This is a genomic window from Brevundimonas sp. GW821-FHT10A07 (assembly GCF_059415785.1).
The window spans coordinates 58,894-77,572 of sequence record NZ_JBWKNX010000002.1 but is presented as its reverse complement, the minus strand read 5'-3'; the positions used below and the strand labels follow the sequence as shown (position 1 = coordinate 77,572).

Sequence of the window (18,679 nt, the reverse complement as noted above, 5' to 3'; positions counted from 1 at the left end):
GGCCCCGTTCCTGACGATCAATAGATAGGCCGTGCGCTGCTAAAAAGCACGTTACATATCGTTTAACGATATTAAACTTTGGCAATAGACTGTTTCAGGGCCGTGATAATCGATGACTCTCAAGCTTTTCAAAGGGATGCGGATCGTCGCCGCCACCCACAACCCCGGCAAGGTTCCGGAGATCGCCGCCCTGCTGGGTGAAGATTACGAGATCCTCACCGCCGGCCAGTTGAATCTGCCCGAGCCGGACGAGACCGAGACCACCTTCGCCGGCAACGCCATGTTGAAGGCTCGTCATGCGGCCGCCTTGTCAGGCGAGGTCGCCCTGGCCGACGACTCGGGAATGTCGGTGGCGGCCCTGGACGGGGCGCCGGGCATATTCTCCGCCCGCTGGGCCGGACCGGGCAAGGATTTCGCCGTGGCGATGAAGAAGGTCGAAGACCGGCTGGAGGAGATCGGGGCGATGGACCGCGCCGCCTGGTTCACCTCGGCCCTGGCCGTGGCCTGGCCGGACGGGCCGTGCGTGGTGGTCGAGGGCGAGGTGCACGGCCGTCTGACCTTCCCGCCGCGCGGCGACCGGGGCTTCGGCTATGATCCCATCTTCATTCCCGAGGGCGGCGACCTGACCTTCGGCGAGATGGAGCCGGCGGCCAAGGAGGCGATCAGCCACCGCACCCGCGCCTTCGCCAAGCTGCGGGCCGCTTTGATTGACTGATTTCCTCGCCCCAGGAACGGACGTCGGCCTCTATGTCCACTGGCCCTATTGTTCGCGCATCTGCCCCTATTGCGACTTCAACGTCGTGCGCGACCGGGGGCGGATCGAGGAACAGGCAGGATTGGTGGATGCGATCCTGGCCGACATGCGGGCGCAGCGCGCGTTGACCGGACCGCGCCGGCTGGCGTCGATCTTCTTCGGCGGCGGCACCCCCTCGCTGATGGCGCCCGAGGCCGCAGCCCGGATCATCGCCCAGGCGTGCGATCTGTTCCCCCCGGCGGGCGCGATCGAGATTTCGCTGGAGGCCAATCCGACCGACGCCGAGGCGGCCCGGTTCGCCGCCCTGGCGGGGGCGGGGGTCAACCGGCTGTCGATGGGGGTGCAGGCGTTGGACGACGCCGCGCTGCGGTTCCTGGGGCGGGATCATTCGGCGGCCGAGGCGCGGCGCGCGGTTGATCTGGCCGGGCGGGCCTTTTCGCGCCTGTCCATCGACCTGATCTACGCCCGGCCGGACCAGACCCCGACCGACTGGGCGACGGAGCTGGGCGCGGCCCTGGACATGGGGTTCGAGCACGTCTCGCCCTATCAGCTGACCCTGGAGCCGACGACGGCGTTCGGGCGGGCCCTGGCGCGCGGGACCCTGATCCCGCCGGACGAGGACGCCGCCGCCGCCCTGTATGAGACGACCCAGGCGGTGTTGGAGGCGGCCGGGTTCGACGCCTATGAAGTGTCGAACCATGCCCGGGGCGTGGCGGCGCGGTCGGCGCATAATCTGCACGTCTGGCGCGGCGGCGACTATCTGGGGCTGGGGCCGGGCGCCCATGGCCGGCTGACCCTGGACGGCGTGCGAACGGCGACGGTCGCCCACCGCCGGATCGCCGACTATGTGGCCGGAGTCGGGGCGGGGACGCCCTGGACGGAGACGGAGCGGTTGGACGCCGCCGGGGCGGCCGAGGAGCGCCTGCTGCTGGGCCTGCGTACGGTCGAGGGGGCGCCGGTCGGGCTGCTGGCGGACCTGGGGCGGTCAGCGGACGCGGCGCCGACGGCGGATCTGATCGCCGACGGCTTTTTGAAACTCAGCGGCGATCGCCTGGTGGCCACGCCGCGCGGACGGCCCGTGCTGGACGGGGTGTTGAAGGCGTTGCTGACATAAGAAAGCGGGCCCGGATCGAAATCCGGGCCCGCTTTGCGATCACGTCGGTTGGATGCGCTTAGACCAGCGCCCCGTGGCAGTGTTTGAACTTGCGACCCGAGCCGCAGGGGCAGGGCGAGTTGCGGCCGGTCATTTCCCAGCCGGGCGGCAGGGCTTCGACCGGAAGCTTGGAGCGGTCGTCGCCGATCAGGGTTCCTTCGGGATTCTGGGCCGACGGATTGGCCATCTCGTTCTCGCCGGTGCCGGGGTTCAGGTGGATTTCCTGGAACTCGGGCATTTCCGGCGGCGGCTGGAAGCGGAACTCGACCGTCATCAGCCAGCGGGTGACATTGTGGCGCAGGTCGTACAGCAGGTTCTCGAACAGCGAGAAGGCCTCGGTCTTGTACTCGTTCAGCGGATCGCGCTGGCCGTAGCCGCGCAGGCCGATGACGCCGCGCAGATGGTCCAAGTGGACCAGGTGCTCGCGCCATTGCATGTCGATCATCTGAAGCATGAACTGCTTTTCGAGACCGCGCGTCTGGGCCGCGCCGATCTGTTCCAGCCGTTCGGCCGCACGGGCGTCGGCGGCGGCCAGCAGCCGCTCCTCGATCTCCTCGTTCGACACGCCCTCCTCGGCGGCCCAGTCGTGCAGCGGCAGTTCGAGACCCAGGGTGGTGCGGACCTTTTCGTCCAGGCCGTCGATGTCCCACTGTTCGGCATAGGCCTTGGGCGGCATGTAGCGTTCGACCAGGTCGGACACCACGTCGCGGCGGAAGTCGCCGACCAGTTCCGACAGGTCCTCGGAGTCCATGAACTCCTGGCGCTGCTCAAACACGGCCTTGCGCTGGTCGTTCACGACGTCGTCGTATTTCAGCAGATTCTTGCGGATGTCGTAGTTGCGGGTCTCGACCCGCTTCTGGGCGGTCTCGATGGCGCGGTTCAGCCAGGGGTGGGTGATGGCCTCGCCCTCGGCCACGCCAAAGGTCTTCATGATCGAGTCGAGACGGTCGCCGGCGAAGATGCGCAGCAGGTCGTCCTCGCAGGACAGATAGAATTTCGAGGTGCCGGGGTCGCCCTGACGGCCGGTGCGGCCGCGCAGCTGGTTGTCGATCCGGCGGCTCTCGTGGCGTTCGGTGCCCAGGACGAACAGACCGCCGGCGTCCAGGGCGATCTTCTTCTGAACAGCGATGTCGGCCTTGTACTGGGCCTCCTGGGCCTTCTCCATCTCGGGCGTGACCTCGACGGCCATGTTGCGCTGTTCCAGCAGCCACTTCTGCATCTTCATCTCGAGGTTGCCCCCGAGCTGGATGTCGGTGCCGCGGCCGGCCATGTTGGTGGCGATGGTCACCACGCCCGGCAGACCGGCGTCGGCGACGATATAGGCCTCCTGCTCGTGCTGGCGCGCGTTCAGGACGGAGTGCGGGATGCCGCGCAGCTTCGTCTCGTATTGGATGTCATAGGCGGCGTCGCCGATCTTCTCGGCTTCTTTCGCCTTGCCCTCGTACTGGGGCTTCAGCTTGCGCGAGACCTCGACCTTGTATTCGAACTTGCTCAGCAGATCCGACAGCTGTTCCGAACGCTCGATCGATACGGTGCCGACCAGGATGGGCTGACCCGCCAGGTGGCATTCGGCGATCTGTTTGGCGATGGCCTGGTTCTTCTCGGCGTGGGTCCGATAGACCTCGTCGTCATAGTCCTTGCGCTGGATCGGCCGGTTGGTCGGCACCTCCAGCACGTCCATCTTGTAGATGTCGCCGAACTCCTGGGCCTCGGTCGCGGCGGTGCCGGTCATGCCCGACAGCTTCTGGTACAGGCGGAAATAGTTCTGGATCGTGACCGAGGCCAGGGTCTGGTTCTCGGGCTGGATCTTGACGTCTTCCTTGGCCTCGATGGCCTGGTGGAGGCCTTCCGACAGGCGGCGGCCGGTCATCATCCGGCCGGTGAATTCGTCGATCAGGACGATCTCGCCGCCCTTGATGATATAGTCCTTGTCGCGCTGATACAGGGTGTTGGCGCGCAGGGCCTGGTTGGTGTGGTGGACCAGGCTGATGTTGGCGGCGTCGTACAGGCCGGTGGTGTCGGCGGCGAAGTGGCCGCCGCTTTCCAGCGCCTCTTCCATCCGCTCCGAGCCCAGTTCGGTCAGCAGGACCTGTTTCTGCTTCTCGTCGAGCTCGAAGGTGTCCTTGTCCTTGATCAGCTCCTTCACCAGGCCGTCGAGGATCTTGTACAGGTCCGAACGGTCCTCGGTCGGGCCCGAGATGATCAGAGGCGTCCGCGCTTCGTCGATCAGGATGGAATCGACTTCATCGACGATGGCGAAGTTGTGCGGGCGCTGCACCATCTCGCGTCGGTCATAGACCAGGTTGTCGCGCAGATAGTCGAAGCCGAACTCGTTGTTGGTGCCGTAGGTGACGTCGGCGGCGTAGGCCGCCTGGCGCTGGCCCTGGCTCAGGCCGTTGACGATGACCCCGACCTCAAGACCCAGGAAGCGATAGACCTTGCCCATGGTCTCGGCGTCGCGGCGGGCCAGGTAGTCGTTGACGGTGATGACGTGGACGCCCTTGCCGGGCAGGGCGTTCAGATAGACGGGGGCCACGGCGACCAGGGTCTTGCCCTCGCCGGTCCGCATTTCCGCAATCCCGCCTTCGTGCAGGATCATGCCGCCGGCCAGCTGGACGTCATACTGACGCTGGCCCAGCACCCGCTTGGACGCCTCGCGCACCACGGCGAAGGCCTCGGGCAGGATCTTGTCCAGGGTCTCGCCATTGGCCACCCGGTCGCGGAAGGCGTCGGTCATCATCCGCAGCTCGTCGTCGGACAGGGCGGCGAACTTGGGCTCCAGCGCATTGATGCGCTGGGCGTGGTCCTGGAAAGCCTTGACCTTGCGGTCGTTGGAAGAGCCGAAAAGTTTCTTGGCGAAGCCGAGCATATTGGATCCGGTAAGCGGTCGAGCGTCTGCGAGCTGAGCGGCTCTGGAAATCCCGTGAGGGGCGGCGATACGGACGCCGCGAGAGGGGCCCGAACCGGTGGCGGCCCCGATGCGCCGGAACTGGCGCGCGCGAAGGGCCGCGCAGACGATCAAAACCCCTCGACTTGGGCGCAGGCGGGACTTAAGCACCGGCCTAACCCCTGTCAACGCGAGGGGCTTTCGGCCGCCTTCTACGGAGCGCCCTCTTGACCCCATTTCGGCGACCTTTCGGCCTGTTTTCCATGGCGCTTCTGGCTGCGGTCCTGACGGTCGCCGCCTGTTCGCGCGGCGGCGGGGACGACAAGGCCCCGGAGCCGGGCGACCGGCCGGTGGCCCGGGTCCAGGACGAGACCGTCTGGGCCTCGGACGTCAAGCGCGAGGCGGTGGCCCAAGGGCTGGTGGGCGAGGGCGAGCCGCTGGACGTGACCTCGGACCTGTTCCGGCGCGTGCTGGACGAGGTGATCGATCAGAAACTGCTCGCCAAGGAGGCCGAGCGCCGTCGCCTGGACGCCTCGCCCCTGGCCCAGCGCCGCCTCGAGGCGACCCGCGAACGAATCCTGGGCGACATGCTGGTGGAGAGCGTGGTCAACGGCGCCATTTCCGACCAGGCGGTCCAGACCCTGTACAATGAGCAATTGCGGCTGGCGAAGACATCGGAGGAGATCCGCGTCCGCCTGATCCTGTCGCGCACCAAGCCGGAGGCCGAGGCGGTCATCGGCATCCTGGGCCAGGGCGCCAGTTTCGAGGCCGTGGCCATGGAGCGGTCGGTGGACGAGGCGACGCGCTTTTCAGGCGGCGACCTGGGCTATTCGACCCTGGACGTCATGCCCCAGGCCTATGCCGGCGCCCTGCGCGACAAACCGGCAGGGTCCACCGTCGGTCCGTTCCAGACCGAAGGCGGCTGGGCCGTGCTGCGGGTCGAGGACCGGCGCAAGGAAAGCCCGCCGACCCTGGAGCAGGCCCGGCCCCAGATCGTCCGCTACCTGACCTATGAGGGCGTGCGGCAGTTGCTGGAGCAGTTGCGCGGCAAGGCCAAGGTCGACGTCCTGCTGGCGGGCGAAACCGCCGGGCGAAACGAGGAGCCGGCCTCCGCCCCGCCGCCCGCCGCTCCCAGCGCTCCTCCGCCCGCCGACGCCCCCTCCCCGACTTCCGCCCCCGCCCCGGCCGCCTGACATGAACAAGCCCCCCTCGACCACCGGCCAGAAGATCGAACAGGCGTTCGAAAAAGCCCTGGATCCGTTCGCCACGGCCCTGAAACGCGCCACCCGCCCGGCCGAGCCCGCCTCAGCCCCCGCGCCCGCCGCCGGAAAGCCGGGTCTGGCCGTGTCGCCCCTGGCCGTGCCCTTTCCCACCATCCCGCCCATCGGCGGGGTCGAGATCGCCACCGCCCGAGCCGGCTTCTACAAGCACGAGCGCGACGACCTGGTGGTGTTCCGGTTCGCGCGGGGCACCAGCTGCGCCGGCGTCTTCACCCGCCACAAGATCGGCTCCGCCCCGGTCGATTGGTGCAAGAAGGCGCTGGGCGGGGCGGACGGCGGCAAGGACGTGCGCGCCCTGGTGGTCAACGCCGGTTGCGCCAACGCCTTCACCGGCAAGGCCGGCGCCGACGCCGCCCGCCGCACCGCCTCAGAGGTCGCCAAACGGTTCGGCTGTCGCCAGCGCGACGTCATGCTGGCCTCGACCGGGGTCATCGGCGTGGTGCTGGACGAAAAGAAGATCGTCTCCAAACTGCCCGACATCGAAAGCCGCCTGGACGCCGACATCCATCCGTCCGAGCAGTGGGCCCGGGCCGGGCGGGGCGTCATGACCACGGACACCTTCCCCAAGGGCTCCTACGCCGAGGCCGAAATCGAGGGCTACAAGGTCCGGATCGCGGGGATCGCCAAGGGGTCGGGCATGATCGCGCCGGACATGGCGACCATGCTGGCCTTCATCGTCACCGACGCCGACATCCATCCGAACGTGCTTCAGGCCCTGCTGGGCCTGCATGTCCGCACCACCTTCAACAGCGTGACGGTGGACGGCGACACCTCGACCAACGACACCGCCCTGCTGTTCGCCACCGGAACCTCGGGCGCGCCGCGCATCGGCCGGGTCGGGGATCGTCGCCTGAAGAGCTTCTCGGTCGCCCTGGACAAGGTGATGCTGGACCTGGCGCACCAGCTGGTGCGCGACGGCGAGGGGGCGACCAAGTTCGTCAAGGTGACGGTGGACGGCGCCGCCAGCCCCGCGTCAGCCAGAAAATTGGCCAAGTCCATCGCCGACAGCCCCCTGGTCAAGACCGCCATCGCCGGTCAGGACGCCAACTGGGGCCGGGTGGTCATGGCCGTGGGCAAGACCGAGGAGCCGGTGGACCGCGACCGGCTGGGCATCCGGTTCGGCCCCAATGTCGCCGCCGTCGACGGCGCCCCGTCCCCGACCTACGACGAGGCCAAAATGACCGCCTACATGAAGAACCCCGAGATCGACATCACCGTCGACGTGGGCGCGGGCCGGGCCTCGGCCACGGTTTGGACCTGCGACCTGACCAAGGGCTATATCGAGATCAACGGCGATTATCGTTCGTGACCGAGACGCCGCTTCCCACCGTCCTCGTCGTCGCCGTCGCCCTGATCGATGTCGATGGGCGGGTGCTGATCGCCAAACGGCCGCAGGGCAAGTCCCTTGCGGGGCTGTGGGAGTTTCCCGGCGGCAAGGTCGAGCCGGGCGAGCGGCCCGAGGCGGCCCTGATCCGCGAGCTGCGCGAGGAGCTGGGCATAGAGGTCAGCGAATCCTGCCTGGCGCCCTTCGTCTTCGCCAGCCACGCTTACGATTCCTTTCACCTGTTGATGCCACTGTATCTGTGCCGCCGCTGGGACGGCGTGGTCGCCGCGCGCGAACACGACGCCCTGGCCTGGGTGAAGCCGGACAAGCTGTCGGCCTATCCCATGCCGCCGGCAGACGAACCTCTGGTCGCCTGGTTGCGCGACCTGCTCTGATCACCGCCGACCAGGAGGCCGGCCATGCGACGTTTCACCGCCCGGTTCCTGAATGACGACAGGGGCGCGACCGCCATCGAATACGGCCTCATCTGCGGCCTGATCTTCGTCGCCATTCTCGGCGGGCTGAATGCGCTGGGCGCATCGAACGGCGGTCTCTATAATCAGACCATGCAAAAGATCGCGGACGCCCTGAACCGCTGAAGCAAACCCGGAGACGTTCGTCAGTCGATCTCGTCGCCGGTCATCTCCTTCACGCCCAGCGCATCCGCCAGCCGGACCTTGGCGGAGCCGCGCGCCAGCGGCTTCTGCTGGCTCTCGTGGGGCTTCCAGCCGGCCAGATGGATGATCTCGAAGGTGGCGGGGATGCGGCCGTCGGCGTCGCCGTGGCGTTCGGCGTACAGGGACGCGGCGCGGGCGATCACGGCGCGGTTGAGCGAGCGGATCGGCCCGTCCAGCACATTGGTCTCGCCCATGGCCCGCAGGTCGCGGACCAGGGCGAACAGGTCGGGATAGCGGACGGTGAACCGATCCACGTCCGAGACCGGCAGGGCGAAGCCGGCGCGCTGCAACAGGGCGGCGCCGTCATAGCCGTCGGCGAAGGGCGAGACCCGCGCCTGGGCCCCGCCGCGCTCGGCCAGCTCCGCCTCGGTCAGGACAGACCGCAGCTCCTTCAGCGTGCCGGCTCCGAACAGGGTGCCGATGAACAGGCCGTCCGGCTTCAGGGCCTTGCGGATCTGGGCCAGGACGCCGGGCAGGTCGTTGGCCCAGTGCAGGCTGAGCAGGGAGACGATCAGATCGGTCGATCCCTCGTCCAGCGGCAGGGCGGCGGCGCCCGGCGCGGCCCGCTCGGCGCGCGACGTGGGGCTGGCGACGACGCCCACCCGGCCGGCGGCGTCGCTGGCGGCCAGGGCCTGGGCGAACGGGCCGGAATGGGCCGAGAGATCGACGGCGACCGGAAAGTCGCGCAGGATGGCCTCCAGGCTGCCCGCCGCATTCTCGGCCGCCCGGACGTGCAGGAAGTCGGCCTGGCCCAGTCGATGGGCCGCACGGGCCAGACGGGCCTCGCGTCGCCGGGCGTCGAAGATGCGGGGCGGGGCGCTGGAGGATGCGGACGTTGCTTCGGGGGAGGCGGTCATGATGATGCAGGATGGGGGCTGGCGCCGCGCCTGGGAAGGGGCGGGGCGTCAGTTGCGCGACGTGGGGCGTGGTTTGGCGGATCTCGTCCTGCCGCCCCTGGCTCACGACAGCCGCGAGGCGACGGCGGCGGCCGGTCTGACGCCCGACGCCTGGAACCGGATCAAATTTCTCGACGCGCCGGTCTGCGACGGCTGCGGCGCGGCCTTCGAATTCGACGGCGGCGCCTTCGCCGAAACCCGCTGCGCCGCCTGCATCGCCCAACCCTATGTCTTTGCGCGGGCCAGGGCGGCCTGTGTCTATGACGACCACTCGCGAAGTCTGATCCTGCGCTACAAACACGGCGACCAGCAGCAGTTCGCCCCGTTGTTCGCGCGCTGGATCGGCCGGGCCGCCACGGATCTGATCCAGGACGCCGACGCCGTGGTCCCCGTCCCGCTGCACCCGTTTCGCCTGTTGTCGCGGCGGTTCAACCAGGCGGCGGAGATCGCCAGGCCTCTGGCCGGCCACGCCCGGCTCGACTATCTGCCCGACGCCCTGACGCGCAGGACCCACACGACCAGCCAGGGCGGCAAGAGCCGGCGCGGACGGCGGCTGAACGTCAAAAAGGCGTTCGTCGTCAGCGAGATCGGTCGGCGGCGGATCAAGGGCCGGCGCATCCTTCTGATCGACGACGTGTTGACCACGGGCGCGACCGGAGAGGCCTGCGCCCGCGCCCTGATCGACGCCGGGGCCAGGGCGGTGGATCTCGCCGTCATCGCCCGGGTGCGAAACGCCCGTGAACTGACTATGTAGACATCAAATACGGGCGGCGCGGCCGCCCGACGCCCCTTGGCGCATCATTCTGGAGATCCGAATTGGCCGACGTCGTCATCTACACCAAACCCGGTTGCCCCTATTGCTACAGCGCGATGGCGCTGCTGAAGAAGAAGGGCGCCGACTATACCGAGATCGTCGCTTCCAACGACCCGGCCAAGAAGGCCGAGATGGTCGAGAAGTCCGGCGGCCGCATGACCTTCCCGCAGATCTTCATCGCCGGGAACCACGTCGGCGGATCCGACGACATCCACGCCCTGGACCGCGAGGGCAAGCTCGACCCGCTTCTGGCGGCCTGATCCCATGAGCGGCGGGCTCGACATCGCCCTGATCCAGACCCGCACGCCGGCGACGGCGCCGGCGGCCCTGGCCCATGTCGAGCCCCTGGTCCGCGAGGCGGCGGCCGGCGGGGCGAAATTCATCCTGACGCCCGAAGGGACCAATGTCCTTGAGCAGCGCCGCAACCGCCGCGACGCCGTCGTCACGGACGAGGACGCCGACCTCGTCGTCTTGGGCCTGCGTCGTCTGGCGGCGGAGCTGGGCGTCTGGCTGCTGATCGGCTCGGCCATCGTCCGCTCCGGCCATGTCGGCGACAGCCGCGCCGCCAACCGGTCGCTGCTGATCGACGCGGCCGGCGGGATCGTCGCCCGCTATGACAAGCTGCATGTCTTCGACGTCGATCTGCCGAACGGCGAGCGCTACCGCGAAAGCGCGACGGTGCGGCCCGGCGATGCGGCGGCGGTCGCCGACACCCCCTGGGGTCGGCTGGGCCTGAGCATCTGCTATGATATCCGCTTTCCTTACCTGTATCGTCACCTGGCCAAGGCCGGAGCGGCGATGATCGCAGTCCCGGCCGCCTTCACGGCGCCGACGGGCCAGGCGCACTGGGAGACCCTGTTGCGCGCCCGCGCCATCGAGACCGGCGCCTTCGTCCTGGCCCCGGCCCAGGGCGGCCTGCATGAGGACGGGCGTCTCACCTGGGGGCGGTCGACCGTGGTCGGACCCTGGGGCGAGATCCTGGCCCGGGCGGATCACGACGACCCTTGCATACTGACGGCGAAACTGGACATGGAGGCGGTGGCGAAGGCCCGCGCGGCGGTGCCCGCCCTGACCCATGACCGCGACTTCCAGCCCGCCCAATGATCCGATACGCCCTGAAATGCGACCAGACCCACGGGTTCGAGGCCTGGTTCGGCTCCTCGTCCGACTATGACGACCAGGCCGCGCGCGGCCTGGTGGAGTGCCCGTTCTGCGGCTCCAACAGGGTGGAGAAGGCCGTGATGGCCCCCGCCGTCGGCGGCGCACGCCAGGCCGATCCGGCCTCGGACATGGCCGTCAGGATGCAGACCGTCATGATGGCCGCCGCCCGTGAAGTCCGCGCCCACGTCGAGGCCAACTTCGACTATGTCGGCGACGCCTTCGCCCGCGAAGCCCGCGACATCCATGAAGGCCGGTCCGAGAAGCGCGAAATCTACGGCGAGGCCACCCCCGCCGAGGTCAAGAAGCTGAAGGAGGACGGCGTACCCGTCTCGGCCCTGCCTGACGCCCCGCCGGATCCGTCCAAGGTGAACTGATGACCCTGCAATGGCGGCCCATGCGGCCGACCGACATCGACGCCGTGGTCGAGGTCGCCCGCCTGTCCTTCCCGGACCATTTCGAGGACCGGGCCTGTTTCCAGAACAGGCTGGCGCTTTATCCGCGCGGCTGTTTCGTGCTGGCGGACGGCGAGGCGCCGGGCCAAGGCTATCTGATCGCCTATCCGTGGCGGGCCGACAACGCGCCGCCGCTGAATACGGTGATCGAGGGCCTGCCGGCGGAACCGGCCCTGATCTATCTGCACGACCTGGCCCTGCACCCCCAGGCGCGCGGCGGCGGGGTTACGGGGGCCGTCGTCGAGCGGCTGGCGGAACAGGCGGCCGGGGACGGCTGGCCCGCCATAGCCCTGGTCGCCGTCAACGACGCCGTGAATTTCTGGCGTCGCCACGGGTTTGAGGCGCAGGCGGCGCCGGGCATGGCGGCCAAGCTGGCCAGCTATGGCGCCGACGCCCGCTACATGATCCGCCGCCTCTAGGGCCGGTTCAGGGTTCGCCGTCCCCCTGCCTGTACGAAGAGACGACGCTGGTCCCGGGGCATCTGGTAGAAGGCGCGACGCTTCATCTCGCGCTCGTAGACGCTGGGCGCGCCCACGTCGTTCGGCGTCAGAACGCCGCGATAGCGGGCGCACCAGCTTCGGCTCGCCTGCTGAATACGCTCCGCCAGAGCCAGGGCGTGGCCGGGGCGGTCCATAGCCAGATCTCGGGCGTCCACCCGCATGTCCGGCGCAGTCCCTGTCGCCAGCAAACCCGCGATCATCATTCCCACCAAGGCCGACATCGTCTTCTCCATTCCTGAACGGTCATGCCGTCACGGGAGTAGAGGGGGCCGTCATCCCTCGCGGATGCGGCGTCGTGAATGAAATATCGGTAAGGCGGCGGCGGGCGTCTGAACGCCTGCTCTGGTCTTTCCGTCCACATGCCTGTAAGAGGCGCGCGCTCCCTGCATGCCTTTTCATGACCAGCGGCCGCCTGCATCCCGGCCGCGCCTTTTCGCGATTATCAAATGAACCTGCGCAACGTCGCCATCATCGCCCACGTCGACCACGGGAAGACGACCCTGGTGGACCAACTGCTGGCCCAGTCCGGCGTCTTCCGAGCCAATGAGGCGACGACAGAGCGCGCCATGGACTCGAACGACCAGGAAAAGGAACGCGGCATCACCATCCTGGCCAAGTGCACCTCGGTGCTCTGGAACGGCAAGGCCGGCGAAACCCGCATCAACATCATCGACACCCCCGGCCACGCCGACTTCGGCGGCGAGGTCGAGCGCATCCTCGGCATGGTGGACGGCTGCGTCATCCTGGTTGACGCCGAAGAGGGCGTCATGCCCCAGACCAAGTTCGTCCTGACCAAGGCCCTGAAGATGGGCCTGCGTCCGATCCTGTGCATCAACAAGGTCGACCGCGCCCACGCCGATCCGGACCGCGTCCACAACGAGACCTTCGACCTGTTCGCCGCCATCGGCGCGACGGACGAGCAGCTGGACTTCCCCCACATCTACGCCTCGGGCCGCAACGGCTGGGCGACGATGGATCTGAACCAGCCCAACGACAACCTGGCCCCGCTGTTCGACCTGATCGTCGATCACGTCCCGCCGCCGAAGGTTCAGGAGAACAAGGACAAGCCGTTCCAGATGCTGAACGTGCTGATCGAAAGCGACCCGTTCCTGGGCCGGATCCTGACCGGCCGCATCGAGAGCGGCAAGGCGATCCCCGGCATGGCGATCCACGCCCTGGACCGCGAAGGCAAGGAAATCGAGCGCGGCCGCATCACCAAGGTGCTGGCCTTCCGCGGCCTGAAGCGTACGGCTCTGGACGAGGGTTCGGAAGCGGGCGACATCGTCGCCATCGCCGGCATGTCCAAGGCGACCGTGGCCGACACCCTGTGCGCCATGGAAGTCGTCGACGCGCTTCCCGCTCAACCCATCGATCCGCCGACCATCTCCATGACCGTCTCGGTCAACGACAGCCCGCTGGCCGGCCGCGAAGGCGACAAGGTTCAGTCGCGCGTCATCCGCGACCGTCTGCTGAAGGAAGCCGAGGCCAACGTCGCCATCCGCGTCACCACCACCGAAGGCGGCGACGCCTATGAGGTCGCCGGCCGCGGCGAACTGCAGCTGGGCGTTCTGATCGAGAACATGCGTCGCGAAGGCTTCGAGGTCTCGATCTCGCGTCCGCGCGTGGTCTTCCAGGAAGGCCCCAACGGCGAGAAGATGGAGCCCATCGAAGACGTCATGATCGACGTGGACGACGAGTTCTCGGGCATCGTCATCGAGAAGCTGTCGGCCCGTAAGGCCGAAATGACCGACATGGGTCCGTCGGGCGCCGGCAAGACCCGCATCAGCCTGAAATGCCCGTCGCGCTCGCTGATCGGCTATCAGGGCGAGTTCCTGACCGACACGCGCGGTTCGGGCGTGCTGAACCGGGTCTTCAGCCACTACGAAGAATACAAGGGCGCGATCGCCGGTCGTCTGAAGGGCGTTCTGATCTCGAACTCGGACGGCGACACGGCGGCCTTCGCCCTGTGGAACCTGGAAGATCGCGGCGTCATGTTCGTCGGCGCCGGCGAAAAGACCTATCAGGGCATGATCATCGGCGAGAACGCGCGCTGGGATGACCTGGACGTCAACCCGATCAAGGGCAAGCAATTGACCAACGTCCGCGCCTCCGGCAAGGACGAGGCCGTTCGCCTGACCCCGCCGCGCCAGATGTCGCTGGAACAGGCCATCGCCTATATCGACGACGACGAACTGGTCGAGGTGACGCCCAAGTCCATCCGCCTGCGCAAGCAGACGCTGAACCCGTCGTTCCGCAAGAAGCGCGTTCGCCCCGAGTAATATCCTCCACTGACGCGAGGGGGGATGCGGCCTATAGGTGGCCGACATGACCGCTTCGCCCAGTCTGGATGACCGCCTTGACGAGGCCGCCCGCGCGGGAGATCCGCGCGCGGCGGTCGCGTCCGTTCTGAGGGACAGCTACGACGCCGCCCGCGCCCGCGCCGAACGCAAGCTGGACGGGGGGCTGAACGGGCGCGAGGTCGCCCGCCTGTACGCCACGGCCGCCGACGACATGCTGGCGGCCCTGTGGCGGGTGGCGACCCAGACCCTTCATCCCGTATCGCCCGTGGAATGCGAACGCCTGTCGCTGGTGGCGGTGGGCGGTTACGGCCGCGGCGTCCTGGCGCCCTATTCCGATCTGGACCTGCTGTTCCTGCGGCCCGGCAAGCCGACGCCGCGCGGCGAGCGGGTGATCGAGTTCATCCTCTATGTCCTGTGGGATCTTGGGGCGAAGGTGGGGCCTTCAGTGCGGTCGGTCGAAGACTGTCTGGCCCTGTCGCGCACCGACATGACGGTGCGCACCGCCTTGCTGGAGGCCCGGCCGCTGGCGGGGGACGCCCGACTTTCGGACCTGATGATCGGCCGCTTCCGCGACATGGTGGCCAAGTCCGACCCCCGCCCCTTCATCGCCGCAAAACTGGAGGAGCGCGCCCTCCGTCACCAGAAGGCGGGCGTGACCCGCTACAAGGTCGAGCCCAACGTCAAGGACGGCAAGGGGGGGCTGCGCGACCTGAACACCCTGTACTGGATCGCCCGCTCCCTGGCGCCGGAAAGCCGGCTGGGCGCGACGGTGATGGACGAGATGTTCACCCCGCGCGAACGCCGCACCTCGGACGAGGCCTTCGATTTTCTGTGGCGGGTGCGGATCCATCTGCATCTGGTCGCGGGGCGGGCCGAGGAGAAGCTGACCTTCGACATGCAGCCCGAGGTGGCCCGGCGGATGGGGTGGCGCGGGCGTGGCGACGAGCCGGCGGTGGAACGGTTCATGCGCCGCTATTTCCTGGTCGCCCGCGACGTCGGCGCCCTGACCCGCGCCATGTCAGCCAAGCTGGAGGCCCGCCACCAGAAGCCCACCCAGGGCCTGTCGCGCCTGATGACCCCGTTCCGGCCCAACCGCCGCAAGCTGGAGGTCGAGGGCTTCTGGGTCGATCAGGGGCGTCTGTCGGTCGAGGGGCCCGAGGTCTTCACCGCCGATCCGGTCAAGCTTCTGACCCTGTTCGTCTGCGCCGATCGCCACGACCTGGACCTGCACCCCGACGCCTTCTCGGCCGTCAGCCGGAGCCTGTCGCTGGTGACGCCCAGGCTGCGTCGTGATCCGGAGGCGACGCGCGCCTTCCTGAACGTCCTGACGCACGGACAGCGGCCCTATCGCACCCTGACCATCATGAACGAGACGGGCCTCTTGGGCCGGTTCCTGCCCGAATGGGGGCGGATCGTCGGCCAGACCCAGTTCAACATGTACCACGCCTATACGGTGGACGAGCACACGCTGCAGGCCATCGGCATCATCAACGATATCGCCCGGGGCAAGCTGAAGGCCGACCATCCGATGGCGACCGAGATCGTGCATCTGATCTCGGACATGGAAGCCCTGATGTTGGGCATGCTGCTGCACGACGTCGGCAAGGGCGGCGAGCGGGGCCAGCTGGAGGACGGGGCCATCGCCGCGCGCCGGGCCTGCGAACGCCTGGGCGTCGATCCGCGCCGCATCGAACTGGTGGTCTGGCTGGTGCGCAGCCACCTGGCCCTGTCGGACTACGCCCAGAAGCGCGACCTGTCCGATCCGGCCACCATCCGCGCCTTCGCCGAACTGGTCGGCGACCCCGAACGGCTGCGGATGCTGCTGGTCCTGACCGTGGCCGACATCCGCGCCGTGGGGCCGGGCGTCTGGAACGGCTGGAAGGGGCAGTTGATGCGCACCCTCTATGATCAGGTCGCCGCCATGTTCCGGGGCGAGGACGTGGCGCGCGAGGATCCGCTGGCGGCGCATCCGGCCCTGGTGGAGCGGGCGCGTCAGACCGGGGCCGCCGCCCAGGCCGCGCCCCTGACCCCGGTCGAGGGCCTGCCGGTCCAGGCCACGGAGATCTCCATCGCCGCCGCCGACCGGCCCGGCCTGTTCGCCGACCTGGCCCAGACCATGGCCGCCCTGGGCGCCGACGTCACCGACGCCCGGGTGGCGACCACCAGCGAGGGCGTGGTCCTGGACGTCTTCCGGGTTCAGGACGGGGCGGGCCTGCCTTACGGCCAGGCCGAACCGCGCCGGCTCAAGGCCCTGGTGGACGCCCTGGAGAAGGCGGCGCGCGGCGAGGGCCGCATCAGCAAGGCGCCTGCCCCCGCCGGCAACGCCAGAAAGGCCGCCTTCGAGGTCCGGCCCGTGGTCATGGTCGATCACCACGCCAGCGAGACGGCCACGGTGGTCGAGGTTTCGGGGGCCGACCGTCCGGGCCTGCTGGCGGCGCTTTCGCGGGTCTTCAGCGACGAGGGGCTGAACATCCGCTCGGCCCATGTCGCCAGCTATGGCGAACGGGCGGTGGACAGCTTCTATGTGGTCGATGGCAAGGGGCGCAAGATCACGTCCGAACAGCGGATCGCCGAGCTGCGCACCGCCCTGGAGGCCGTGCTGGACAGCCGCGCCCCGGCCCCCGAGGGCCGCAAGGTCGCCTCGGCCCGCGCCAGCGCGCGCGACGTCTCGGACCTGGGCCGCCGGACCCGCGCCAAGCCCGTATCGCCGCCGTCGGAAGCGCGCTAAGCGAAGACCATCCGTCGCTCCTCGCCGAATGTCCGCATGAGTCTCGCCCGCAACACCCTGGTGCAAGCCACCTTGACCCTGGGAAGCCGCATACTGGGTTTCGCCCGCGACCTGTTCCTGTCGGCGCGGTTCGGTCAGGGCCCGATGATGGACGCCTTCACCACCGCGCTGATGCTGCCCAACATGTTCCGCCGCCTGTTCGCCGAGGGCGCCTTCGCCCAGGCCTTCGTGCCGATCTACGGCGGCGTGCGGGCGCGCGAAGGGGAGGCGGCGGCGGCCGTCACGGCGTCAGAGGCGCTGAGCTTCATCTTCGCCGTGGTGGCGGCCTTCTGCATCCTGTTGCAGGTCGCCATGCCGTGGATCATGCCTTGGCTGCTGTCGGCCTGGCGCGACGACGACGCGGTGATGCGCGCCGCAGTGACGGCGGCGCAGCTGACCATGCCGTATCTGGCCTGCATGACCATAGCGTCGCTGCTGTCGGGCGTGCTGAACACCGGGGGCCGGTTCGCCCTGTCGGCGGGCGTGCCGGTGTTCCTGAACCTGTGCACCCTGGTCCCGCTGATGGCGCCCAGCGTCGTGCCGATGGCCCAGCCCCAGATCCTGATCGCCGTCAGCGCGGCGGTGACCGTGTCCGGGGTTATCCAGGCGGCGCTGCTGTGGTGGGGCGTGCGACGTCTCGGGGTGGGGATCAGCCTGTCGTGGCCGCGCCTGACGACCGGGGTCAGAAAGACGCTGGCCCTGGCCATTCCCGGCGTGCTGGCCGGGGGCGCCTTCCAGATCAACTCCCTGGTCAGCCAGTTTCTGGCCGGATCGAACGAAGGGGCGCGGTCGGTGCTGTACAACGCCGACCGGCTGTACCAGCTGCCGCTGGGCCTGGTCGGGGTGGCGCTGGGCCTCGCTCTGGTGCCCCGCCTGACGCGCGCCTTCGTCTCGGGCGACCACGAGGGCGGACGGCGGACGATGGACGACGGACTGGGCCTCGCCCTGGCCTTCGCCCTGCCGGCGGGCGTGGCTCTGTTCGTCATTCCCTTCTTCATCATCGACGCCACGGTGACGCGCGCCGCCTTCACCTCGGCCGATGCGGCGCGGACCGCCGACGTGCTGCGCCAGTTCGCCTGGGGCGTGCCGGCCTTCGTCCTGGTCAAGGTCCTGACCCCGCCGTTCTTTGCGCGTCAGGATACGCGAAGGCCGATGATCTTCGCCGTGACCTCGGTGATCCTGACCGTGGTGCTGGGATCGGCCCTGTTCTTCTGGTTCGGATCGCAGGGCTGGGACGGGGTGCTGGGCCTGGCCATCGCCACCAGCATTTCCGCCTGGGTGAACGTCGCGCTTCTGGCCGGGACGCTGATCCGCGAGGACAGCTGGCGGCCGTCTGCGGCCTTCCTGTCGCGCCTGTCGCGCATCTTCGCCGCCAGCCTGATCATGGCGGGCCTGCTGTTCGCCGCCAGCCTCGGCTATCCGGTTCTCAGCCGCCTGTTCCTGGCCAAGGAGGCGGCGGTGCTGATCGTCTGCGCGGCCGGCGCGGCGGCCTACGGCGTCTGTCTTCTGCTGTTCCGCGCCGTCACCCTGTCGGAGCTCAAGGGGACGTTGCGGCGCGAGCCGGGCGCGGGACCCGTATCCGGCCTGGATTGAGGTCTGGACGGCTGGACCGCGAGGCGATAAGCGCGGGGCCATGATCCTTTCGGGCCTGATCTCCACCTGGCGATGGCGCGGCTGAACCGCCGCACCCTTCGCCACGCCTGACCCTGCCTTT

The 18,679-nt window shown here is 68.7% G+C and carries 17 protein-coding genes; 14 read left to right on the top strand and 3 right to left on the bottom strand.

Translation table 11 applies throughout. The features are described 5' to 3' along the window. The first annotated feature begins 112 nt into the window (after positions 1 to 112). Together rdgB and hemW are read left to right on the top strand one after the other, a co-directional pair. On the top strand, positions 113 to 715 hold the full coding sequence (gene rdgB / locus AC07NC_RS01825) for an RdgB/HAM1 family non-canonical purine NTP pyrophosphatase (protein WP_494568428.1): 603 nt from the start codon (positions 113 to 115) through the stop codon (positions 713 to 715). After that, complete coding sequence (gene hemW, locus AC07NC_RS01820; protein WP_494568427.1) at positions 708 to 1,868, top strand: radical SAM family heme chaperone HemW; 1,161 nt, start codon at positions 708 to 710, stop codon at positions 1,866 to 1,868. Before rdgB ends, hemW begins: the two co-directional genes overlap by 8 nt. 58 nt (positions 1,869 to 1,926) lie before the next feature. Here hemW and secA read toward each other — a convergent pair whose 3' ends face one another. After that, positions 1,927 to 4,776: a preprotein translocase subunit SecA gene (gene secA, locus AC07NC_RS01815; RefSeq protein ID WP_494568426.1), complete on the bottom strand. Its 2,850-nt coding sequence runs from the start codon at positions 4,774 to 4,776 to the stop codon at positions 1,927 to 1,929. A 281-nt stretch (positions 4,777 to 5,057) separates the two neighbouring features. Between secA and AC07NC_RS01810 the strand changes: the two genes are divergently transcribed. From AC07NC_RS01810 to AC07NC_RS01795, 4 genes are read left to right on the top strand one after another with little or no spacing between them, the layout of a single operon-like run. After that, positions 5,058 to 5,987 carry a peptidylprolyl isomerase gene (locus AC07NC_RS01810; protein ID WP_447941623.1) on the top strand — a complete coding sequence of 310 codons (930 nt, stop codon included), beginning with the start codon at positions 5,058 to 5,060 and terminating at the stop codon, positions 5,985 to 5,987. A gap of 1 nt (position 5,988) precedes the next feature. Further along, complete coding sequence (gene argJ / locus AC07NC_RS01805; RefSeq protein ID WP_008260229.1) at positions 5,989 to 7,383, top strand: bifunctional glutamate N-acetyltransferase/amino-acid acetyltransferase ArgJ; 1,395 nt, start codon at positions 5,989 to 5,991, stop codon at positions 7,381 to 7,383. Beyond that, entirely contained in the window at positions 7,380 to 7,793 is a 414-nt protein-coding gene (locus AC07NC_RS01800) for a (deoxy)nucleoside triphosphate pyrophosphohydrolase (RefSeq protein ID WP_292150940.1), read from the top strand. Before argJ ends, AC07NC_RS01800 begins: the two co-directional genes overlap by 4 nt. Before the next feature lie 24 nt (positions 7,794 to 7,817). Continuing rightward, entirely contained in the window at positions 7,818 to 7,997 is a 180-nt protein-coding gene (locus AC07NC_RS01795) for a Flp family type IVb pilin (RefSeq protein WP_008263592.1), read from the top strand. 20 nt (positions 7,998 to 8,017) lie between these two features. On the opposite strand, the gene AC07NC_RS01790 is transcribed toward AC07NC_RS01795, so the two are convergent. Beyond that, positions 8,018 to 8,932 carry a methyltransferase domain-containing protein gene (locus tag AC07NC_RS01790; RefSeq protein WP_494568425.1) on the bottom strand — a complete coding sequence of 305 codons (915 nt, stop codon included), beginning with the start codon at positions 8,930 to 8,932 and terminating at the stop codon, positions 8,018 to 8,020. On the opposite strand from AC07NC_RS01790, the gene AC07NC_RS01785 reads away from it, so the two are divergent. The 5 genes from AC07NC_RS01785 to AC07NC_RS01765 all read left to right on the top strand — a co-directional run bounded on the left by AC07NC_RS01785 (position 8,931) and on the right by AC07NC_RS01765 (position 11,817). After that, the gene (locus AC07NC_RS01785; protein ID WP_494568424.1) at positions 8,931 to 9,725 is read left to right on the top strand and encodes a ComF family protein; all 795 of its coding nucleotides are present in this window, start codon (positions 8,931 to 8,933) and stop codon (positions 9,723 to 9,725) included. The genes AC07NC_RS01790 and AC07NC_RS01785 overlap by 2 nt on opposite strands. Positions 9,726 to 9,787: 62 nt before the next feature. Beyond that, positions 9,788 to 10,045, top strand: a complete 258-nt coding sequence (gene grxC / locus AC07NC_RS01780) for a glutaredoxin 3 (RefSeq protein ID WP_008262738.1) — start codon at positions 9,788 to 9,790, stop codon at positions 10,043 to 10,045. Positions 10,046 to 10,049: 4 nt separating this feature from the next. After that, positions 10,050 to 10,889, top strand: coding sequence for a carbon-nitrogen hydrolase family protein (locus AC07NC_RS01775; protein WP_494568423.1), 840 nt, complete (start codon positions 10,050 to 10,052; stop codon positions 10,887 to 10,889). Next, positions 10,886 to 11,320, top strand: coding sequence for a DUF1178 family protein (locus AC07NC_RS01770; RefSeq protein WP_008261224.1), 435 nt, complete (start codon positions 10,886 to 10,888; stop codon positions 11,318 to 11,320). Before AC07NC_RS01775 ends, AC07NC_RS01770 begins: the two co-directional genes overlap by 4 nt. Continuing rightward, positions 11,320 to 11,817 carry a GNAT family N-acetyltransferase gene (locus AC07NC_RS01765; protein ID WP_494568422.1) on the top strand — a complete coding sequence of 166 codons (498 nt, stop codon included), beginning with the start codon at positions 11,320 to 11,322 and terminating at the stop codon, positions 11,815 to 11,817. Before AC07NC_RS01770 ends, AC07NC_RS01765 begins: the two co-directional genes overlap by 1 nt. Here the strand turns inward: AC07NC_RS01765 and AC07NC_RS01760 are convergent. Next, on the bottom strand, positions 11,814 to 12,119 hold the full coding sequence (locus AC07NC_RS01760) for a hypothetical protein (RefSeq protein WP_494568421.1): 306 nt from the start codon (positions 12,117 to 12,119) through the stop codon (positions 11,814 to 11,816). The genes AC07NC_RS01765 and AC07NC_RS01760 overlap by 4 nt on opposite strands. A gap of 225 nt (positions 12,120 to 12,344) precedes the next feature. On the opposite strand from AC07NC_RS01760, the gene typA reads away from it, so the two are divergent. Genes typA through murJ form a run of 3 tightly spaced genes read left to right on the top strand, consistent with a single transcriptional unit; the run spans position 12,345 to position 18,558 of the window. After that, on the top strand, positions 12,345 to 14,177 hold the full coding sequence (typA, locus tag AC07NC_RS01755) for a translational GTPase TypA (protein ID WP_183197195.1): 1,833 nt from the start codon (positions 12,345 to 12,347) through the stop codon (positions 14,175 to 14,177). A 46-nt stretch (positions 14,178 to 14,223) separates the two neighbouring features. Further along, positions 14,224 to 16,926, top strand: a complete 2,703-nt coding sequence (glnD, locus tag AC07NC_RS01750; RefSeq protein ID WP_494568420.1) for a [protein-PII] uridylyltransferase — start codon at positions 14,224 to 14,226, stop codon at positions 16,924 to 16,926. A 36-nt stretch (positions 16,927 to 16,962) separates the two neighbouring features. Further along, entirely contained in the window at positions 16,963 to 18,558 is a 1,596-nt protein-coding gene (gene murJ, locus AC07NC_RS01745; protein WP_008259524.1) for a murein biosynthesis integral membrane protein MurJ, read from the top strand. The last annotated feature ends 121 nt before the right edge of the window (positions 18,559 to 18,679 follow it).

Coding starts and splice junctions, on each gene's coding strand:
- rdgB (WP_494568428.1), top strand. CDS start 113: ATGACTCTCAAGCTTTTCAAAGGGATGCGGATCGTCGCCGCCACCCAC.
- secA (WP_494568426.1), bottom strand. CDS start 4,776: ATGCTCGGCTTCGCCAAGAAACTTTTCGGCTCTTCCAACGACCGCAAG.
- AC07NC_RS01810 (WP_447941623.1), top strand. CDS start 5,058: ATGGCGCTTCTGGCTGCGGTCCTGACGGTCGCCGCCTGTTCGCGCGGC.
- argJ (WP_008260229.1), top strand. CDS start 5,989: ATGAACAAGCCCCCCTCGACCACCGGCCAGAAGATCGAACAGGCGTTC.
- AC07NC_RS01795 (WP_008263592.1), top strand. CDS start 7,818: ATGCGACGTTTCACCGCCCGGTTCCTGAATGACGACAGGGGCGCGACC.
- AC07NC_RS01785 (WP_494568424.1), top strand. CDS start 8,931: ATGATGATGCAGGATGGGGGCTGGCGCCGCGCCTGGGAAGGGGCGGGG.
- AC07NC_RS01790 (WP_494568425.1), bottom strand. CDS start 8,932: ATGACCGCCTCCCCCGAAGCAACGTCCGCATCCTCCAGCGCCCCGCCC.
- AC07NC_RS01775 (WP_494568423.1), top strand. CDS start 10,050: ATGAGCGGCGGGCTCGACATCGCCCTGATCCAGACCCGCACGCCGGCG.
- AC07NC_RS01770 (WP_008261224.1), top strand. CDS start 10,886: ATGATCCGATACGCCCTGAAATGCGACCAGACCCACGGGTTCGAGGCC.
- AC07NC_RS01765 (WP_494568422.1), top strand. CDS start 11,320: ATGACCCTGCAATGGCGGCCCATGCGGCCGACCGACATCGACGCCGTG.
- AC07NC_RS01760 (WP_494568421.1), bottom strand. CDS start 12,119: ATGTCGGCCTTGGTGGGAATGATGATCGCGGGTTTGCTGGCGACAGGG.
- typA (WP_183197195.1), top strand. CDS start 12,345: ATGAACCTGCGCAACGTCGCCATCATCGCCCACGTCGACCACGGGAAG.
- glnD (WP_494568420.1), top strand. CDS start 14,224: ATGACCGCTTCGCCCAGTCTGGATGACCGCCTTGACGAGGCCGCCCGC.
- murJ (WP_008259524.1), top strand. CDS start 16,963: ATGAGTCTCGCCCGCAACACCCTGGTGCAAGCCACCTTGACCCTGGGA.